General features: G+C 46.2%; 13 protein-coding genes. 9 read left to right on the forward strand and 4 right to left on the reverse strand.

Annotated features, from left to right (window positions below; translation table 11 throughout):
- Positions 1 to 72 precede the first annotated feature (72 nt).
- Positions 73 to 1,776, forward strand: coding sequence for an FAD-dependent oxidoreductase (locus tag CAG69_RS11395; RefSeq protein ID WP_161444238.1), 1,704 nt, complete (start codon positions 73 to 75; stop codon positions 1,774 to 1,776).
- Positions 1,777 to 1,852: 76 nt separating this feature from the next.
- Here the strand turns inward: CAG69_RS11395 and CAG69_RS11400 are convergent, their stop codons facing one another.
- From CAG69_RS11400 to CAG69_RS11415, 4 genes are all read right to left on the reverse strand, one after another.
- A complete protein-coding gene (locus CAG69_RS11400; protein ID WP_161444240.1) occupies positions 1,853 to 2,548 on the reverse strand; it encodes an aspartate/glutamate racemase family protein in 696 nt (231 codons plus the stop codon).
- A 144-nt stretch (positions 2,549 to 2,692) separates the two neighbouring features.
- Positions 2,693 to 3,493, reverse strand: coding sequence for a PhzF family phenazine biosynthesis isomerase (locus tag CAG69_RS11405; RefSeq protein WP_161444242.1), 801 nt, complete (start codon positions 3,491 to 3,493; stop codon positions 2,693 to 2,695).
- Positions 3,494 to 3,634: 141 nt separating this feature from the next.
- The gene (locus CAG69_RS11410; protein ID WP_041853065.1) at positions 3,635 to 4,111 is read right to left on the reverse strand and encodes a DM13 domain-containing protein; all 477 of its coding nucleotides are present in this window, start codon (positions 4,109 to 4,111) and stop codon (positions 3,635 to 3,637) included.
- Positions 4,112 to 4,408: 297 nt separating this feature from the next.
- Complete coding sequence (locus CAG69_RS11415) at positions 4,409 to 6,733, reverse strand: FdhF/YdeP family oxidoreductase (protein WP_161444244.1); 2,325 nt, start codon at positions 6,731 to 6,733, stop codon at positions 4,409 to 4,411.
- 666 nt (positions 6,734 to 7,399) lie between these two features.
- On the opposite strand from CAG69_RS11415, the gene CAG69_RS11420 reads away from it, so the two are divergent.
- The 8 genes from CAG69_RS11420 (at position 7,400) to CAG69_RS11455 (ending at position 17,521) form a co-directional block, all read left to right on the forward strand.
- Positions 7,400 to 8,284: a LysR family transcriptional regulator gene (locus CAG69_RS11420; protein WP_005460961.1), complete on the forward strand. Its 885-nt coding sequence runs from the start codon at positions 7,400 to 7,402 to the stop codon at positions 8,282 to 8,284.
- Between the two features lie 53 nt (positions 8,285 to 8,337).
- Positions 8,338 to 9,168, forward strand: a complete 831-nt coding sequence (fdhD, locus tag CAG69_RS11425; protein ID WP_161444246.1) for a formate dehydrogenase accessory sulfurtransferase FdhD — start codon at positions 8,338 to 8,340, stop codon at positions 9,166 to 9,168.
- Positions 9,169 to 9,574: 406 nt separating this feature from the next.
- Complete coding sequence (uhpT, locus tag CAG69_RS11430; RefSeq protein ID WP_021707729.1) at positions 9,575 to 10,969, forward strand: hexose-6-phosphate:phosphate antiporter; 1,395 nt, start codon at positions 9,575 to 9,577, stop codon at positions 10,967 to 10,969.
- 138 nt (positions 10,970 to 11,107) lie between these two features.
- Complete coding sequence (gene uhpA / locus CAG69_RS11435; RefSeq protein WP_005376090.1) at positions 11,108 to 11,716, forward strand: transcriptional regulator UhpA; 609 nt, start codon at positions 11,108 to 11,110, stop codon at positions 11,714 to 11,716.
- Positions 11,716 to 13,218 (forward strand): signal transduction histidine-protein kinase/phosphatase UhpB, encoded by a 1,503-nt coding sequence (gene uhpB, locus CAG69_RS11440; protein ID WP_161444248.1) that lies wholly within the window; start codon positions 11,716 to 11,718, stop codon positions 13,216 to 13,218. The genes uhpA and uhpB overlap by 1 nt, the downstream gene beginning before the upstream one ends.
- A 6-nt stretch (positions 13,219 to 13,224) precedes the next feature.
- Positions 13,225 to 14,565 carry an MFS transporter gene (locus CAG69_RS11445; protein WP_161444250.1) on the forward strand — a complete coding sequence of 447 codons (1,341 nt, stop codon included), beginning with the start codon at positions 13,225 to 13,227 and terminating at the stop codon, positions 14,563 to 14,565.
- Positions 14,566 to 14,689: 124 nt separating this feature from the next.
- Positions 14,690 to 15,907 carry a mannose-6-phosphate isomerase, class I gene (manA, locus tag CAG69_RS11450; protein WP_161444253.1) on the forward strand — a complete coding sequence of 406 codons (1,218 nt, stop codon included), beginning with the start codon at positions 14,690 to 14,692 and terminating at the stop codon, positions 15,905 to 15,907.
- A 351-nt stretch (positions 15,908 to 16,258) separates the two neighbouring features.
- The gene (locus CAG69_RS11455; protein ID WP_161444255.1) at positions 16,259 to 17,521 is read left to right on the forward strand and encodes a hydroxymethylglutaryl-CoA reductase; all 1,263 of its coding nucleotides are present in this window, start codon (positions 16,259 to 16,261) and stop codon (positions 17,519 to 17,521) included.
- The last annotated feature ends 26 nt before the right edge of the window (positions 17,522 to 17,547 follow it).

Raw genomic sequence — 17,547 nt, forward strand, 5'->3', positions numbered from 1 at the left:
ATCTAGAGCGTAGTGACCTTTCACACTGGCTATTCGTGAAAGGTCAGTTCGCCCTAAAACTTGGAGTTAAAAATGACTAAGATCTTAATCGTCGGTGGTGTTGCAGGTGGTGCATCTGCGGCGGCGCGTGCTCGTCGTCTAAGCGAAGATGCCGAAATCATCATGTTTGAACGTGGCCCATTCGTTTCATTTGCCAACTGTGGCTTGCCTTATCACATCGGCGGCGATATCCAAGAACGCAGTAAGTTACTACTACAAACGCCAGAAAGCTTTTTAGCACGCTTTAACGTTGATGTTCGCGTGATGAATGAAGTGGTTTCTATTAACCGACAGGACAAGACCGTTACGATCAAAAACCTGTTGGATGAGTCTGAATACGTAGAATCGTACGATTTTCTGCTGCTTAGCCCAGGTGCCGGCCCTATTGTTCCGCCAATTCCAGGTCTCGATAACCCGCTCACCCACTCGCTACGTAACATTCCAGATATGGATCGCATCATCGAAACGATCCAAATGAACAAGCCAGAGCATGCGACGGTTGTTGGCGGCGGTTTCATCGGTTTAGAAATGATGGAAGCCTTCCACCAACTTGGCATTAAAACCTCTCTGATCGAAATGGCAGACCAAGTCATGACGCCAGTAGACCGTGAAATGGCAGGCTTTGCTCATGCAGAAATTCGTGACAAAGGTATCGACCTAAAACTTGGCGTCGCGCTTGAATCTGTGAAATTCGTACCTAACGAGCACGTTGCAAGTTTCGACTCTGGTGAGAGTGAGAAACACCAACACCTAGAAGGTGAATTGGAGTTAACACTGAACAACGGTGAAAAACTCACTACCGATATTCTGATCATGGCAATCGGTGTACGTCCTGAGACAAAACTGGCGCAAGAAGCCGGCCTTCAAATTGGCGCGCTAGGCGGTATTTACACGAACGAATACATGCAAACCAGCGACCCATCTATCTACGCTGTCGGCGACGCGATAGAAGAGAAAGACTTCGTGACAGGCGAGCAAACTCTAGTGCCACTTGCAGGCCCGGCAAACCGTCAAGGTCGTATGGCAGCAGACAATATGCTTGGCCGCAAAGAAACCTACCAAGGCACACAAGGGACAGCGATTTGTAAGATCTTTGACCTTGCAGTGGCTTCTACCGGTAAAAACGAGAAACAATTGAAACGCGCTGGCGTTGAATACGAAAAAGTGTACGTGCATACCGCAAGCCACGCGAGCTACTACCCTGGTGCAGAAGTGGTGTCGTTCAAAATGTTGTTCGATCCAAAATCAGGCAAGATTTTAGGTGCTCAAGCAGTTGGTAAAGATGGCATCGATAAACGCATCGACGTTATGGCTGTTGCACAACGTGCTGGCATGACGGTTGAGCAACTACAGCATCTTGAACTGACTTACGCGCCACCTTACGGCAGTGCAAAAGATGTGATCAACCAAGCGGCGTTTGTGGCAAATAACATCATCAAAGGTGACGCAGCGGCGATTCATTACGATGAAATCGACAACCTGACTGAAGATCAAATTCTCCTCGACGTTCGTAACCCGGGTGAATTGGAGTCTGTTGGTTATCTTGAAGGGGCAATCAACATTCCGGTTGATCAGCTACGCAATCGTATGGGTGAACTACCAAAAGACAAAGAGATTGTGATTTACTGTCAGGTCGGCTTGCGCGGTAACGTGGCATACCGTCAACTGGTCAACAATGGTTATAAAGCTCGTAACTTGATTGGTGGATACAGAACACTCAAATTCTCGCGCTTATAACGGGATAATAAAAACAGAGAAAACCGAGGGATTGGTTTTCTCTTTTGTTTATTTACATGGTCTCAAATCTAACTCATTAACCTTCTATCGCCAAACGGACTGCCGCTTGAGCATGGATAGAAGTGGTATCAAGTAGCGTAACATCGGTGTGACTTTGGTTTACAAGTAAGGCAATTTCAGTGCACCCGAGAATCACAGCTTCAGCCCCCTGCTCTTTTAGTTTTTCAATAATTTGCAGGTATATCGTTCTCGATTCCTCTTTGATTTCACCTTGGCATAACTCTTTATAAATAATGTTATGCACTATAGAGCGATCATCTTGAGCAGGAGTTATGACATCCAGCCCATAGAGGTCGGAAAGCCGTCCTTTGTAAAAGTCTTGCTCCATTGTGAATTGAGTACCAAGGAGTCCGACCTTTTGAACCCCTTTCTCACGAAGTAACTCAACAGTCGCGTCTGCGATATGTAGTATGGGGAGATTAATGCTGGCTTCAATTTGGGGAGCAACTTTGTGCATTGTGTTCGTACAAATAAGAATAAAATCAGCGCCCCCTTTTTCTATTGAAGATGCAGCATCAGATAGAATACTTGCCGTTTCTTCCCATTTACCTTGGTGTTGAAGTTTCTCTATATCTGAAAAATTCACGCTATACATACAAATTTTTGCGGAATTTAGGCCGCCTAACGCCTCTTTGACTCCTTCGTTGATCAATTTGTAATAACTAAGCGTCGACTCCCAACTCATGCCGCCTAGAAGACCGATAGTTTTCATATAACTCTCCAATCGTTATACACCACCATGGCAGGGGTGTTTTTACAAACAAAATCAACTACGTGAATAGACAGCCTTCTAGCTTTGTCACTAGTGAGAACTGGATAAACCTGCAATCAGAAAAACGAGAACCAAAAAGGACGACTACGCGATTCTCATATCTCCTCTCAACATTGTTACCGCACTTCCAGAAAGCTTAACGCATTCCGGATTCAATAATTCTGTATAAACAACTCCACTTCTCTTGGATGCTTGAAAGCCTTTTAATTGCGCTTTACCGAGCTCTTTAGCCCAGTAAACACATAAAGCGCAATGAGCAGAACCTGTCACTGGATCCTCATCAACACCAACCCAAGGGGCAAAGTAACGAGAGACAAAATCAGCGTCAGTGCTTGATTGAGCAGTGATAACAACTCCACGACCTTTTTGTTTAAGCAGCGCACTAAAATCAGGTTCGAGTTGCTCTATCAAAGACTCATCATTGATGACGATCAACTGCTTATTATCAAACTGACCATAAGCGATTACATCAACCACATCGAGCCCTAAGCCGTGAAGCAAGTCTGTGTTAATACTTGCTCGCATATCTAAAATAGGAGCAGGAAGCACCAAATGAATGTCATCATGATCAAGTTGTGCAGTTAAAACGCCGGATAGCGTGCCAAACTCAATGGTATCACCTGTACTATATAACCCTTGCTCTCTCAGCACGTGCGCCGTGGCCAATGTGCCATGTCCACACAAAGCGACTTCCGTTTCAGGTGTAAACCAACGAAGTTGCATTGTGTTTAATGACAGAAACGCGGTTTCAGATAGTGACATCTCTGCCGCTATGGCCAACATCATTTCCTCATCAAGGCTTGATTCTGTGATACACACACCTGCAGGATTGCCTTTGAACACATCTGATGTAAACGAGTCGACCTGAAAAATTTTAACTTCCACAAAATATCCTTAAGTTCTATCAACCACTGTAGAACCATTAGCAGCGCTTAGTGCATTTGTACCACGTAATGTATTGCACCAGTTATTTGAGCAGTAAACCTTTCTTAACTAAGAAGAAACCACTTCTTCTCCTGATGGGATTTATTGGTATTTTGCCGAAGTAATGAACTCACCGAATGTTTCACACCAAACAACAACAGTATTGTATTCAGAAATGGAAATCCCTTGAGGAACCTCAACAACGAAGTTATTGAATGTTTTGACATCACCAACCAAGCTCATCTCAGATTTAAGGTCATTAAACGCTTGTTCAGTCTCGACAAATTTAGGAGATAAATAGAGTTTATAGTCAGGCCCGGGAGCGAGTTTTCCTACCAGCGTAATAGCTTGAGAACTCAAATGAATTTCACCTTCTCCCCAATGAAAAGCGTCGCTATCTTTGAGGTCCCTCGTGACAACTGCACTGTATTCTGCACCTTGCATGCTCTCAGAAACTTGCTCATCGGTCGGCGCAGGCGGTGCAATAAGAATCGGTAAAGTATAGATACCTATCGCAATACCAATCGCAACAGCCACTAAGTGGCTTAACGTTAATTTAATTATACTTTTCAAGGTCATCTATCTTCTTGTTAGTTTCATCAGCTTAGATTTCGGATCAAATACAGACATCCGTCAGGTTATACGTCTAATAGCCTAATTTCATTAATATTATACACAAGCTGGACCAATGCGCCTTAATTGCTGCCTTTTAGAGTGCTATCCAATAACCCCGTTATTAACGAAAATAACTATTTTAATTCAGCCCCCTACACGCCTTCGACGAAATGTTCTAAAGGCAAAGTGAGCAATTAAAAACGGCTGATAATTGATATCAGCCGTTTGGTTATCTGGAATGTCGTTGTGCTGGTTTGGGAACTATTCTGCTTCCACCAAATCGATTTTATCGGATGTCGATTTTTCCAATTTAATCGCAATAAACTTAGAGGTTGGCGTAAACGTTCTATCCCCATAACTGTCCAAAGGAACTAATGGGTTTGTTTCTGGATAGTAAGCCGCCGCCTGACCTGCTGGTACATCATAGGCAACAAGCGTAAATCCGCTCACACGGCGCTCAACGCCATCTTCCCACAATGACACCATGTCCACTTTGTCTCCCGGTTCAAAACCGAGTTTACGAATATCCGCTTCATTGATAAACAGCACTTCGCGCATACCAAATACTCCACGATAACGGTCATTCAAGCCGTAAAGTGTCGTATTGTATTGGTCGTGTGAGCGCATGGTTTGCAAAATCAAATCTGGCTTTTGGCCTTTTTCGAGTATCGCTTCGCTGATCAACTGCTTCGGCAACTCGCTAGAGCTGAACTGCGCTTTGCCGCTTGGTGTGTTCCATCGACGCTCAGCAGCTGGGTTTACCAAGTGGAATCCACCCGGGTGTTTAAGCTTATGGTTAAAGTCGGTAAAGCCCGGAATCGTGTCGGCAATCAAATCGCGAATACGGTCGTAATCTTCAATCGCCCACAACCAATCAATTGGTTTTGCCCCCAGTGTAGCATTGGCAATACCGGCAATAATCGCTGGTTCTGAACGCAAATGCTCCGAACGCGGTTTTAGCTGACCAAATGAGATATGTACCATGCTGAAGGTATCTTCAACCGTCACGCCTTGTGGGCCAGTCGCTTGCAGATCAATCTCAGTACGGCCTAAGCATGGAAGGATAAGCGCATCTTTACCTGTGACAAGGTGAGAACGATTTAACTTCGTCGAAATATGTACGGTTAAATTACAGTTTCGCATCGCGTTGTGCGTACGTTCTGTGTCTGGCGTTGCTTGTGCAAAGTTACCGCCCAAACCGATAAATACTTTCGCTTGCCCTTCTTCCATCGCTTTAATGGCTTGCACAGTGTTGTGGCCTTCACCACGCGGGACGTCAAAGTTAAATCGACTTTCAATGCGATCCAACAACAGATCTGAAGGTTTTTCATCAATGCCCATCGTACGGTCGCCCTGAACGTTACTGTGACCACGCACTGGTGAAAGCCCCGCTCCCGACTTACCAACGTTACCTCGTAACATTTGCACGTTTGCGACTTCTTTAATGGTTGGCACAGAGTGACGATGCTGAGTCAACCCCATCGCCCAACACATGATCACACGTTCTGCACGTCGATACATGCTCGCCACCATCTCGATTTCACTTAAATCAAGACCCGATTGTTCCGCGATGTGTTCCCAAGAGGTTGCATCCACTTCAGCCAAATACTTATCAATACCTATCGTGTGTTGTTTGATGAATTCGCGGTCAAATACCGCTTTGCCACCGTTTTGCAATGCCTCGCGTTCCCATTGCAGCAAGAACTTCGCGATGCCACGAAACACTGCCATGTCTCCACCTAAAGCAGGACGCAGGTACGCCGTGTTGGTAGGCTCTGAGCCATTACTCAACATCTCAATCGGCATTTGTGGGTTTTGGAAACGCTCTAATCCGCGCTCTTTCAGCGGGTTTAGACAGATAACCTGTGCACCACGTTTTACCGCTTCGCGCAGAGGTTCAAGCATTCGTGGGTGGTTCGTGCCCGGGTTTTGACCAATCACGAAAATCGCATCGGCTTCTTCAAAATCATCAAAGATCACTGTGCCTTTACCAACGCCAATGGTGTCTTTCATCCCTATTGCACTGGCTTCGTGACACATGTTGGAACAATCTGGAAAGTTATTGGTACCGAATGCGCGCACAAATAGCTGATACAAAAACGCCGCTTCGTTGCTTGCACGACCAGAGGTATAAAACTCAGCTTGGTGTGGTGAATCCAATTGATTGAGATGTTTCGCGACAAGTGCAAAAGCCTCATCCCAAGAGACTGGCACGTAGTGATCGGATTCAGCATCGTATCGCATTGGGTGCGTGATACGGCCTTGGTATTCCAACCAGTAATCGGTTTGCGTTGAGAGAGAAGATACGCTGTGATTGGCAAAAAACTCAGGATCAACCAGACGATTGGTCGCCTCCCAGTTTACCGCTTTCGCGCCATTCTCACAGAAATTGACTTTACCACTATCTAGCGACTCACCCCATGCACATCCCGGACAGTCGAAACCGCCATTTTGGTTGGTTTTGAGCATAGTGCGAATGTTTTTAACTGCATTTTCACTGCCCCACCAACTTCTGGTTACGGCTTTCAGTGCACCCCAACCACCAGCTGGACCTTTGTATGTTTTTATTTGTTCTTTTTGGCTCACGACTTTACTCCTCGCAGATATACCAGCAAGCAGGGTGCCCGTGAAAACAAGCGCGTTATTTATTGAGATAATGCGGAAGTATTGAAGGGCTTAGTTTCTAATCCATGTATTTTTTAATCCAAATAAGTAACCACTCAACATACTCTCGCTTGTCCGAGCGTTTACTTATCTAGATTCTTGATATCGGATACCCGCCTACTGTTTCTAAGACTGGTAGATTCAATTCGCATTGTTGCGCCTTGATCTAAATCAAAGATTAAGTCGTTATTCAATATGCGTCCAATTGATAATCCTGACCGAGTGATAAACAAAATCTATGACGATTTTTTCCACTGACGGTCAGCACATTTTTAATCAATACAACTTATGAGGTTAATCGTTTTCCCATTCGATTCCACCTAGTTCGCTTAACGAACTCAATAAAATCGGCCCTCTTGATAATAGATAGTATCTATCACACTATAGATACTTTAAATTTGACCCTAATTAATATCAGGAATAGCCTTGATTCAGATCAATTTTGAGTGTGGTTTTATTCTTGACTTGGTTTTGGTTTTCCATTCCCCAGTTAAAACGCTCCAGCGCTTAAAAAGTACGGTAGTGCTGTGCCCTTTTTAGGGAGTTCCCCCGTACATGTGACTCACAACGCAAGGTTAACAAGCCATTATGGATATAAAACAACTTAAATATCTCATCGCACTTGAACAGACCAAACACTTTGGTCAAGCCGCCGCATTGTGCCACATTACGCAGCCTACCTTGTCCATGAGAATCCGAAGCTTAGAGGAAGAACTCGATCTCGAATTAATCCAAAGAAGTCAACGATTTGAAGGATTTACTGAAGCCGGAGAACGCATTTTAGCTTGGGCAAAAACCGTCTTAGCAGCTCATGATGGATTGCAAGCCGAAGCCGCCAACTGCCGTGGTCAGTTGGTCGGCTCTCTTCGGCTTGGAATGGTGCCACTCGCCAGCCAAAACCCTATGCAATTGCTCAAACCATTAGCTCAACAGTTCCCTGAGTTACGCTTTCAAATACTCTCCATGACGACCGAACAGATCATAGACCAACTCAATCGCAATCAACTGGATTTAGGGATGTGTTATGTCGATCAAGTCAACACCGCTTACTTCGATGTTATCGAGCTAGATTCAACCAAACTTGGCGTTTTATTCGATGAGCGTCATTTTGATTTTGCCGAATCTGAAGTGTTATGGGAGTCACTCAATAACATTCCGCTAGGGCTGCTTTCGAAGGGCATGCACTATCGCCACTCCATTGATCTTAGCTTTGTGAGTAAAGGGCTGGTTCCGCAAACCGTCATTGAAAGTAACTCCACCTTTCACTTGATCCAAGCAGTAACCAGTGGCCTTTGTTGCGCCATTATGCCTCTGAATTGTGGATTGGAAGAGTTGAACGATACGCTTCGCATTATCCCTATCGAAGAAGCCGCCGTTCACGCCCCACTAGGTTTGTTAAAGCGAAAACAAGAACCCTTCTCCGCGCTAACCGATCAGTGCTTCGCAGAAGCAAAAAACATATTCAATCGATAACAAGAATCCACACGTCAATTTTTGGCATACATAACGGCTTATGAGGTGATTTCATGAGATGTACTACTCAATCTTATTTTGAACTGTCCGATTTCAATCAAGCACCACCTCAACCAAGTGCGTTCAATTACCGAGAATTGATTGATGGCCGCCCAGTACAACAAATGTCGCTGGCGAGTGAATCCGCCTTAGCTATCAGCTACAACGGCATTAGCCAAGCGGTCATGATGGTGACGCCAGGCCATCTGGAAGACTTCGTGAAAGGGTTTAGCCTAAGCACAGGCATCGTCCACGACTTCAAAGAGATCAAAGACATTGAAATTGGTGGCGATCACGAATCTCACTATGCGGAAGTGGAAATCGGCAACCGCGCTTTCTGGGCGTTAAAAACACAACGCCGAAATCTTGCTGGCACAACCGGATGCGGCATTTGTGGCGTCGAGGCTCTTGAACAAGCTTTGCCTGATTTGGCGCCGCTGACACCGTCTCTTCCTCCGCGCTCCGATGTATTCGAAGGGCTGCGAGACAAAGTCGCACTGCACCAAGAAGCCGCACGTGAATCTGGCGCGTTACACGCCGCCTTATTTGCAGATTTACAAGGCAACATCAAGTTGTGCCGAGAGGACATCGGCCGCCACAACGCGCTAGATAAGTTGATTGGCGCATTGGCCAACAATCACATCGAGCCTCAAAGTGGCTTCGCAATCATGACAAGCCGTTGCAGCTTAGAGTTGATCCACAAAGCCGTTCGCGCGCGTATCCCCACTCTGGTTTGCTTATCTGCACCTACAGCGTTAACTGTCGAATGGGCAAGAAGAAACCATTTGAACCTAATTCACTTACCAAAACACGGCTCGCCGCGTCTATACAGCCCTGCCCCTTAACACGTCAACCTAGCCGAATTCCTAATATTTCTAACAGAGACCTCTGGGTCTCTGTTGTTTGCTTCTCGTTCCCAATTGATACTTAGCGACAAGACACTATTCTCTCCAACCAAACGTGCTCACCCCTTGTCAGCACTAAGCTTGCGTATATTAACCTGCTTGCATTTGAACGCTTTCCAATCCGATAAGAACGCTGTCAAAAAACCATAAATTAGTAAGGGTTTTGTGTGACTCTTTTCACGCTTTTCCGCCTTCCTAGGCATTTCTAGGAATTTTTCCTAGCCGATCTAGGCAACCATCTCATGTGCCTCACAAAACCACTCTCTAGAATTCCGCTCAGTCAAAGGTAACAAGAGCGCATAACGGTCTCCGTTGTGTTTCTAAAACAATTACAAGAGAGTTCATCATGTTAAAATTCCTCGAACAGGTGCGGAAGCCGACCCTCGATCTTCCTGTCGAAGTTAGAAGAAAGATGTGGTTTAAACCGTTCATCCAATCTTACTTGGTCGTATTCATCGGCTACCTAACCATGTACTTGATTCGTAAGAACTTCAATGTCGCGCAAAACGACATGATCTCAACTTACGGTTTGAGCATGACAGACCTAGGTCTTATTGGCCTTGGCTTCTCCATCACATACGGCATCGGTAAAACCGTTGTGTCTTACTACGCTGACGGTAAGAACACCAAGCAATTCCTCCCTTTTATGCTGATCCTTTCTGGTCTTGCAATGCTTGGTTTCAGCTTCAGCATGGGCGGCGGTAGTGCAAGCCTGTTCTTGATGGTGGCTTTCTACGCTCTAAGTGGTTTCTTCCAAAGTACTGGTGGCCCTTCTAGTTACTCAACCATTACAAAATGGACACCTCGTAACAAACGCGGCTCTTACCTAGGTTTGTGGAACATGTCACACAACGTTGGTGGTGCGGGCGCAGCGGGTGTTGCTCTTTTCGGTGCTAACTACCTATTCGACGGCCACGTAATCGGCATGTTCGTGTTCCCTTCTATCATCGCGATCATCGTCGGCTTTATCGGTATGCGCTTTGGTAGCGACTCTCCAGAAGCTTACGGTCTAGGAAAAGTAGAAGAACTTTTCGATGAAGCAGTGAGTGAAGAAGACACCGCCGCAGAAGAAAACCAGATGACCAAAAAAGAAATATTTGTTGAATACGTTCTTAAAAACAAAGTTATCTGGCTACTTTGCTTTGCCAACATCTTCCTTTACATCGTGCGTATTGGTATCGACCAATGGTCAACGGTATACGCGTACCAAGAACTTGGTCTGTCAAAAGAAACGGCAATCTCTGGCTTTACTCTATTCGAAGTCGGTGCGCTTGTGGGTACTTTGATGTGGGGTTACTTATCTGACTTAGCAAACGGTCGCCGCGCATTGGTTGCTTGTGTGTCTCTTGGTTTGATCATCGTATCGCTTGAGTTCTACCAACACGCCACTAGCGAGTTCATGTACTTAGCCTCTCTATTTGTATTGGGCTTCTTGGTGTTTGGTCCGCAACTTCTTATCGGTGTTGCCGCGGTTGGTTTTGTCCCTAAAAAAGCAATCAGTGTGGCTGACGGCGTAAAAGGTACATTCGCTTACCTAATCGGTGACAGCTTCGCGAAACTTGGTCTCGGTATGATTGCAGACGGTACACCTATCTTCGGCTTAACAGGTTGGAAAGGTACCTTCGCAGCCCTAGATACCTCCGCCATGATTTGTATTGTTTTGCTTGCTTTCGTCGCTATCGCGGAAGAGAAGAAGATTCGACACGCGAAGAAGCTTCAACTTGCACAAAACCAAGCCTAACTTCTCTGCGCGCTTTACTTCGGTAAAGCGCGCGAGATCATTAAAAAGCATGGTTCAATTCAGTATCATTAAAGGTTTTTCTATTGGCTCCTGTTGGAGCTTATTGTTGTTAGTCGTCTGCTCTATTTGGTTGTAATAATGATTCATGTTGCTCTAGTTGATGATCACGTCATCGTGCGTTCGGGTTTCGCACAATTATTAAATTTAGAAAGTGATATTACCGTTGTTGGTGAATTCGGCTCTGTCGCCGAAGCGCGAAAAGGGTTGCCTGCGGTACACCCACACGTCGTCATCCTAGATATTTCCATGCCAGATGAAAGCGGCTTAAACTTTCTCAGCGAAATACCAACTGGCATTGCCTGCGTGATGCTTAGCGTGCATGACTCCCCTGCGATGGTGGAAAAATCACTAAAGCTAGGTGCAAAGGGCTATCTTAGTAAACGCTGTAGCCCAGACGAACTTATTCAAGCCGTGAGAACCAGTGCTTCTGGCGGCTGTTACCTCACATCAGATATTGCACTTAAACTTGCAACGCCTAGCGACAACACCACCTCTCTATGCCAACTGACAAAACGTGAAAACGAGGTCTGTCAGCTACTTGCTACTGGGTTAGATGTCAAGTCAGTCGCGGCAGAGCTTGGCTTGAGCCACAAGACCGTGCATGTGCATCGTGCGAATGCCATCGACAAACTCGGCGTGAAAAACAACGTTGAGCTCGCCAAACTATTTTCTCAAGAGTCCTTTTAATGCGAGCTTACGCTGTTACCACCATTTGCGGACTATTTGTTATGGCTTGCGCCTGGTTCTGCTTATGGGTGATTGCCTATTACTTTGTCAATGATCCCGAGCTGGCGATCTTATTGTTTCCTTTCGCTTTAAGATTAGGTGTCGCCCTGCACACTCGCACCGCTTATTGGCCGACGATTTACCTTTCTGAGTGGGGGCTTTCCATCGCACTTGCGATGTTACTGGGTCAACCGCAGTGGCTTACCGTGCTGATTGCGAGCATTGCCAGTATCCCGGTCACTCTGATTGCGAAAAAATACTACTACGGAGACCAAAACCGCCATTTAGCCGTGATGAGCGCAATCATTATCATTAGCGCGTTTATTAATGTGATGGCCGTTGGTTTTCACGTTCCTTCGGTTTACATGGTATGGCTGGCTAGCATTTCTGGAGGCTTGCTCGTGGTGCCTATGTGCTACCTGTTGTGGAGCTATTTGTTCCAAAGTCGTTGGTCTCCGCTTAGCTCTCTCCTACTTAGTAATGCCGTTGTATTTCAGGTGCGTCATATCGTGCTTTATGCGCTGCTTTTGATCGGCAGTATTTTGGTGCAAACCAGTTTGCCTGAAGAGCTAAAACGATTTGCGCCGTTTTGTATGGCGATTCCAATCATCGTGCTTGCTCTGCGTTACGGCTGGCAAGGTGCTCTGCTCGCCACCATGCTCAACAGCATTGCGCTGATTGCGGCTCGTAGCGGCGTGTCGAATCTAGAAATCACCGATTTGTTATTATCTCTCTCAGCGCAAACCATCACTGGCATTATGCTCGGTTTAGGGGTTCAGAAACAAAAAGACCTCAATCAAAAACTGCGTGGTGAACTTGCACGCAATCAGAATTTGTCTCGCCAGCTTATCAAAGCGGAAGAGTCCGTAAGACGCGATATTGCGCGCGAACTGCATGACGAAATTGGACAGAACATCACGGCAATCCGCACACAAGCCAACATCATTAAGCGGGTAAATAACACAGAAACACGCGTAGGTTGCGCAGACATGATTGAAGGACTTTCTCTCAACGTGTACGACACCACTAAGCGACTGTTAAGCAAGCTAAGACCAAAAATGCTGGATGATTTGGACTTAAAAGAATCCGTCGAGCAACTGACGCGAGAGATGGAATTCGCCAATCACGGAACGACTGTTCAACTGAACTGGCAAGGCGATTACACCAGCCTGAGTGACACACTCAAAGTCACCCTATTCCGTTTATGCCAAGAGTCATTAAATAACGCAGCCAAGTACGCAGAAGCGCAGTTGATCAATATTGAGCTGACAATTGGAGAAACGGCGGTGTCACTGATGATTCACGATGATGGTGTCGGTTTCAAAGTTCAGGACAGCATGAAAGGCATGGGCGTTCGCGGCATGCAAGAGCGTGTGCACGCGTTAGGTGGAAAAATGGTTATCTACTCCACCAGCGATCAAGTGATCGGCACACAAATCAGCATTACTTTACCTAAGGTGTAACTCAAGATGTTTGGATTTTTACGTTCACCTAAATTTACTCAACCGAGTCTAAGCAACGAGCAAATCGACCAGCGTTACCGCCATTGGCGTTTGCACATTATGTTGGGGATGTACATTGGCTACGCAGGTTTCTACTTTACCCGTAAGACCTTTAACTACGCCGCACCAGCGATGATTTCCGATCTTGGCTTAGATAAAGGCGATTTGGGTCTTATCGGTACGCTTTTCTACATTACTTACGGCTGCTCGAAGTTTATTTCCGGTACGATTTCAGATCGCTCTAACCCTCGTTATTTCATGGGATTAGGATTGATTGCGACAGGTCTGGTCAACATCGCGTTCGGCTTTTCTAGCTCACTCGCGGCTTTCATTACTCTGTGGATCTTAAACGCGTGGTTCCAAGGCTGGGGCTGGCCTTCATGCTCCAAGCTGTTAACCACTTGGTATTCACGTTCCGAGCGTGGCTTCTTATGGGCGATTTGGAACACCGCACACAACGTTGGTGGCGCGCTGATCCCTATTTTGGTGGGCTATTTAACGTTGCACTACAGCTGGCGTGAAGGTTTTATTCTACCCGGCATCATCGGGGTGTTGCTCGGTCTATTCGTTTGTTGGCGATTGCGCGACAAACCCACAACAATGGGTTTACCAAGTGTCGGCCAATGGCGCAACGACGCACTAGAACTTGCGCAAGAAAATTACGGACGTGGCCTCACCTACCGCGAAATTCTGAAATCGTACGTATTTAACAACAAATACATCTGGCTGCTCGCGTTCAGTTATGTGTTGGTTTACATCGTCCGAACCGCAATCAATGACTGGGGAAACCTGTACTTGACCGAGCAGCATCACTATAGCCTGATTAACGCCAACGCTGCTCTGTCGATGTTTGAAATCGGAGGTTTTGTTGGTTCATTGGTTGCGGGTTGGGGCTCAGACAAACTCTTTGGCGGTAACCGTGGGCCAATGAACTTGCTGTTCGCGATTGGGATTTTCTTATCTGTCTCTGCGCTTTGGCTGATGCCTCTGACCAACTTTGCATTCCAAGCGGCGGGATTGTTCTCCATCGGCTTCTTTGTCTTTGGGCCACAAATGCTGATCGGTATGGCAGCGGCTGAGTGCTCTCACAAAGATTCTGCCGGCGCGGCAACAGGATTCGTGGGCTTGTTCGCCTACATGGGCGCAGCATTGTCAGGTTACCCACTGGCGTTAATTCTTGAAGAATATCATTGGACGGGTTTCTTCATCACCATTTCAGTTTGTGCAGCCGTCATTGGCCTTTTGTTGCTGCCATTTTTGCAAGCGCAACCATCACGAAAACCACTCGAACCAAAACCTCGGTTGTAAATCGACTTATCGCCCTTCGGGCAAATTGGCGAGTGACCTAACCGCGCTCGCCCTCCTTATTTAACGTATCTCTGCTCAATTTTTCTTCCGATTCAGTTCGGAGAGTTAACTATGGGAAAAATTCATGAATTTGAACACTATTTCATCGCATAGCTTCTTTCAAATGAACAACAAAATCCAAAACTACGCTTGGGGAAGCACCTCTTCTATTCACGATTTGTTTGGCTTTTCTAACGAAACAAATGAGCCTCAAGCAGAAGTATGGATGGGTACTCACCCAAACGGCTGCTCTGAAGTTCAGATTGAGCAAAACACGCTGCCTTTGTCTGAACTGATCAAACAAAATCAACCCGCTTATTTATCAGCAGAAACCGCAGCAAAATTTGGCGACCTGCCCTTTCTGTTTAAAATCTTAGCGGCCGAACACGCACTGTCGATTCAAGTTCACCCAAGCAAACAAGATGCCGAAATAGGTTTCGAAAAAGAGCAAAGTGCTGGGATCCCACTAAACGCAAGCCATCGTAACTACAAGGATCCAAACCATAAACCTGAGTTGGTGTACGCGCTGACAAGTTACCAAGCCATGAACGGTTTTCGCTCGTATGCCGAGATTATTGAGGCATTTAGCCTTTGCGATATCGATGAGCTACGCACACCGCTAGATGCATTCAAACGCGAAATCAACTCACAAGGTTTACGCGATTTCTTTGTGCACATTCTGACCATGGAAGGAGAAACAAAAGAGCGTGCACTGAAACAGCTTCTTGCCCACGCTTCACGTCAATCGGAGCAAGGCACTGACAGCGACGTCTTCCAGCTCATCTTGGATCTATCCACTCAATATCCTGGCGATGTCGGCTTGTTTGCGCCTTTACTGTTGAATGTCATCACGCTGCAGCCTGGCGAAGCGATGTTCCTGAGCGCAAGAACGCCACACGCTTACATTAAAGGTACGGGATTAGAGATCATGGCGAACTCAGATAACGTTTTGCGTGCAGGACTCACGCCGAAACATATGGATGTTGAAGAACTGGTTAAATGCACAAATTTTGTGCCTAAGCCTTTTGACAGCCTTGTTTTAGAACCCAATGCCAATGGTTGCCAGAGCCTTTACCCCGTTCCAGTGGCAGACTTTAGTTTCAGCATTCTTAACCAACCGAACAATGAAGTGGTTGAGGCAAACAGCGCAGAGATTTTGATGGCGATTGATGCCGACCTGACACTCATCAGTGATAACGGTGAGACATTAACCGCCGCGAAAGGACAATCTGTATTTGTTCCTGCTTACGTTGGCCATTATCGCATTCAAAGTGCGGGACGTGTGGCTCGCGCCTTCAACTAGTTTTTGAACAACTGATTCAAACTAACGTCTGACCCAAGGGACTGGGTTAGACAATTTATTCCTTTCATAGATTGAACCATTCCGCTCTTAAGGCACTCATGCTTACACCTTGTCGAATCAAAACACCTACAGGCCAGTTTCTCTAAAAGCCATAACCTCCCGGATCTACCATTTACTCAACATTCATTGTCAAAACCCATTTATGTCCGATAAATTCGTCGCTCCAATATCAAATCACTTGGATAATAAAGGCGCTTGCACAGTGGTATTTGTTGCAAAACGTATAATCAACGTTGTAATCAAAGCCTCAATCACTACAATCTCTGGTTCGATTTTTCAGTTAACGTTTGTATGCCGAAGTTAAACCAAGATAACCCTGTTCAAAGCTCCGCCCTTTCCGATATCGAAACCAGCAGTAAGATTCAATCGGCATTAGAACCGAAGTTTCACAAGCCAGAGAAACGTCTCTGCTTAAGCCCTGGCCTATCGGATAAGCATTTGGCGCGCCGTTGGCAAGTATTGGAACACGTGACCAATAAAGATCATCTCCTTGATCCTTTCACGCAGTCACATTGCGATGCTTACTCCAACAACATCGAGCACTTCATTGGTACTGTTAATGTGCCGGTCGGCATTGCAGGCCCTTTGCGCGTCAACGGCTTGTATGCGAACGATGACTTTTTGGTTCCGCTCGCAACGACAGAAGCCGCGTTAGTCGCTTCCTACAACCGTGGCGCAAATCTTATCACCGCCGCTGGTGGCGCGAGCGCATTGTTACTAAGTGAAGGGGTGAGCCGAACACCAGTGTTCGCCTTTAATCACCTTGCTGACGCCGGCCAGTTCGTCAGTTGGGTTGTGACCCAGTTTGACGTATTTCGTCAAATTGCGGAATCCACCACCTCACATGGCAAACTCAAAGACATCAATGTAAATATCGAAGGAAACCATGTTTATTTGGTCTTTGAATACGTGACTGGTGACGCTTCCGGACAAAACATGGTGACCATCGCAACAAACGAAGTGTTCCATCATATTTTGGCGACCAGCCCAATCAAACCAACTCAAGCATTCTTGGATGGCAACTTATCAGGCGACAAAAAAGCAAACGCACACACACTGCGCTCGGTACGCGGTAAGAAAGTATCCGCCGAAGTGACCATTCCTGCTGAGTTGGTGGAAAAATATCTGCATACGACGCCGGAGTCTATGGTTCAATTTGGCAAAATGACCACGGTGGGTGGTTTACTCAGCGGGACAATTGGCGTCAACGCGCATTACGCAAATGCCCTTGCCGCGCTGTACATTGCTTGTGGTCAAGATGCCGCTTGCGTTGCAGAGTCTGCTATTGGAATCACTCGTATGGATGTGGACGCTCAAGGCAACTTGTACGCGTGCGTGACCTTGCCAAACATCATGGTGGGAACGGTTGGCGGTGGTACTGGCCTTCCAACGCAAAAAGCATGTTTGGATATTTTGGGTTTGCACGGCAACGGCAATGCGAAAGCGTTAGCCGAAGTCGCAGCTGCGCTTTGTCTGGCCGGTGAACTCTCAATTGTCGGCGCATTTTGTGCCGATCACTTCTCCCGAGCTCACCATAAACTTGCTAGAAAATAATCCTTTTACTTTGTACAAGAGAACAC

The organism is Vibrio sp. V43_P6S15P86 (assembly GCF_009904725.1).
Lineage (GTDB): Bacteria > Pseudomonadota > Gammaproteobacteria > Enterobacterales > Vibrionaceae > Vibrio > Vibrio diabolicus.

Excerpts from the sequence above, each read along its gene's own strand:
- CAG69_RS11395 (WP_161444238.1), top strand. The coding sequence starts at position 73 with ATGACTAAGATCTTAATCGTCGGTGGTGTTGCAGGTGGTGCATCTGCG.
- CAG69_RS11400 (WP_161444240.1), bottom strand. The coding sequence starts at position 2,548 with ATGAAAACTATCGGTCTTCTAGGCGGCATGAGTTGGGAGTCGACGCTT.
- CAG69_RS11410 (WP_041853065.1), bottom strand. The coding sequence starts at position 4,111 with ATGACCTTGAAAAGTATAATTAAATTAACGTTAAGCCACTTAGTGGCT.
- CAG69_RS11420 (WP_005460961.1), top strand. The coding sequence starts at position 7,400 with ATGGATATAAAACAACTTAAATATCTCATCGCACTTGAACAGACCAAA.
- fdhD (WP_161444246.1), top strand. The coding sequence starts at position 8,338 with ATGAGATGTACTACTCAATCTTATTTTGAACTGTCCGATTTCAATCAA.
- uhpT (WP_021707729.1), top strand. The coding sequence starts at position 9,575 with ATGTTAAAATTCCTCGAACAGGTGCGGAAGCCGACCCTCGATCTTCCT.
- uhpA (WP_005376090.1), top strand. The coding sequence starts at position 11,108 with ATGATTCATGTTGCTCTAGTTGATGATCACGTCATCGTGCGTTCGGGT.
- uhpB (WP_161444248.1), top strand. The coding sequence starts at position 11,716 with ATGCGAGCTTACGCTGTTACCACCATTTGCGGACTATTTGTTATGGCT.
- CAG69_RS11445 (WP_161444250.1), top strand. The coding sequence starts at position 13,225 with ATGTTTGGATTTTTACGTTCACCTAAATTTACTCAACCGAGTCTAAGC.
- manA (WP_161444253.1), top strand. The coding sequence starts at position 14,690 with ATGAATTTGAACACTATTTCATCGCATAGCTTCTTTCAAATGAACAAC.
- CAG69_RS11455 (WP_161444255.1), top strand. The coding sequence starts at position 16,259 with ATGCCGAAGTTAAACCAAGATAACCCTGTTCAAAGCTCCGCCCTTTCC.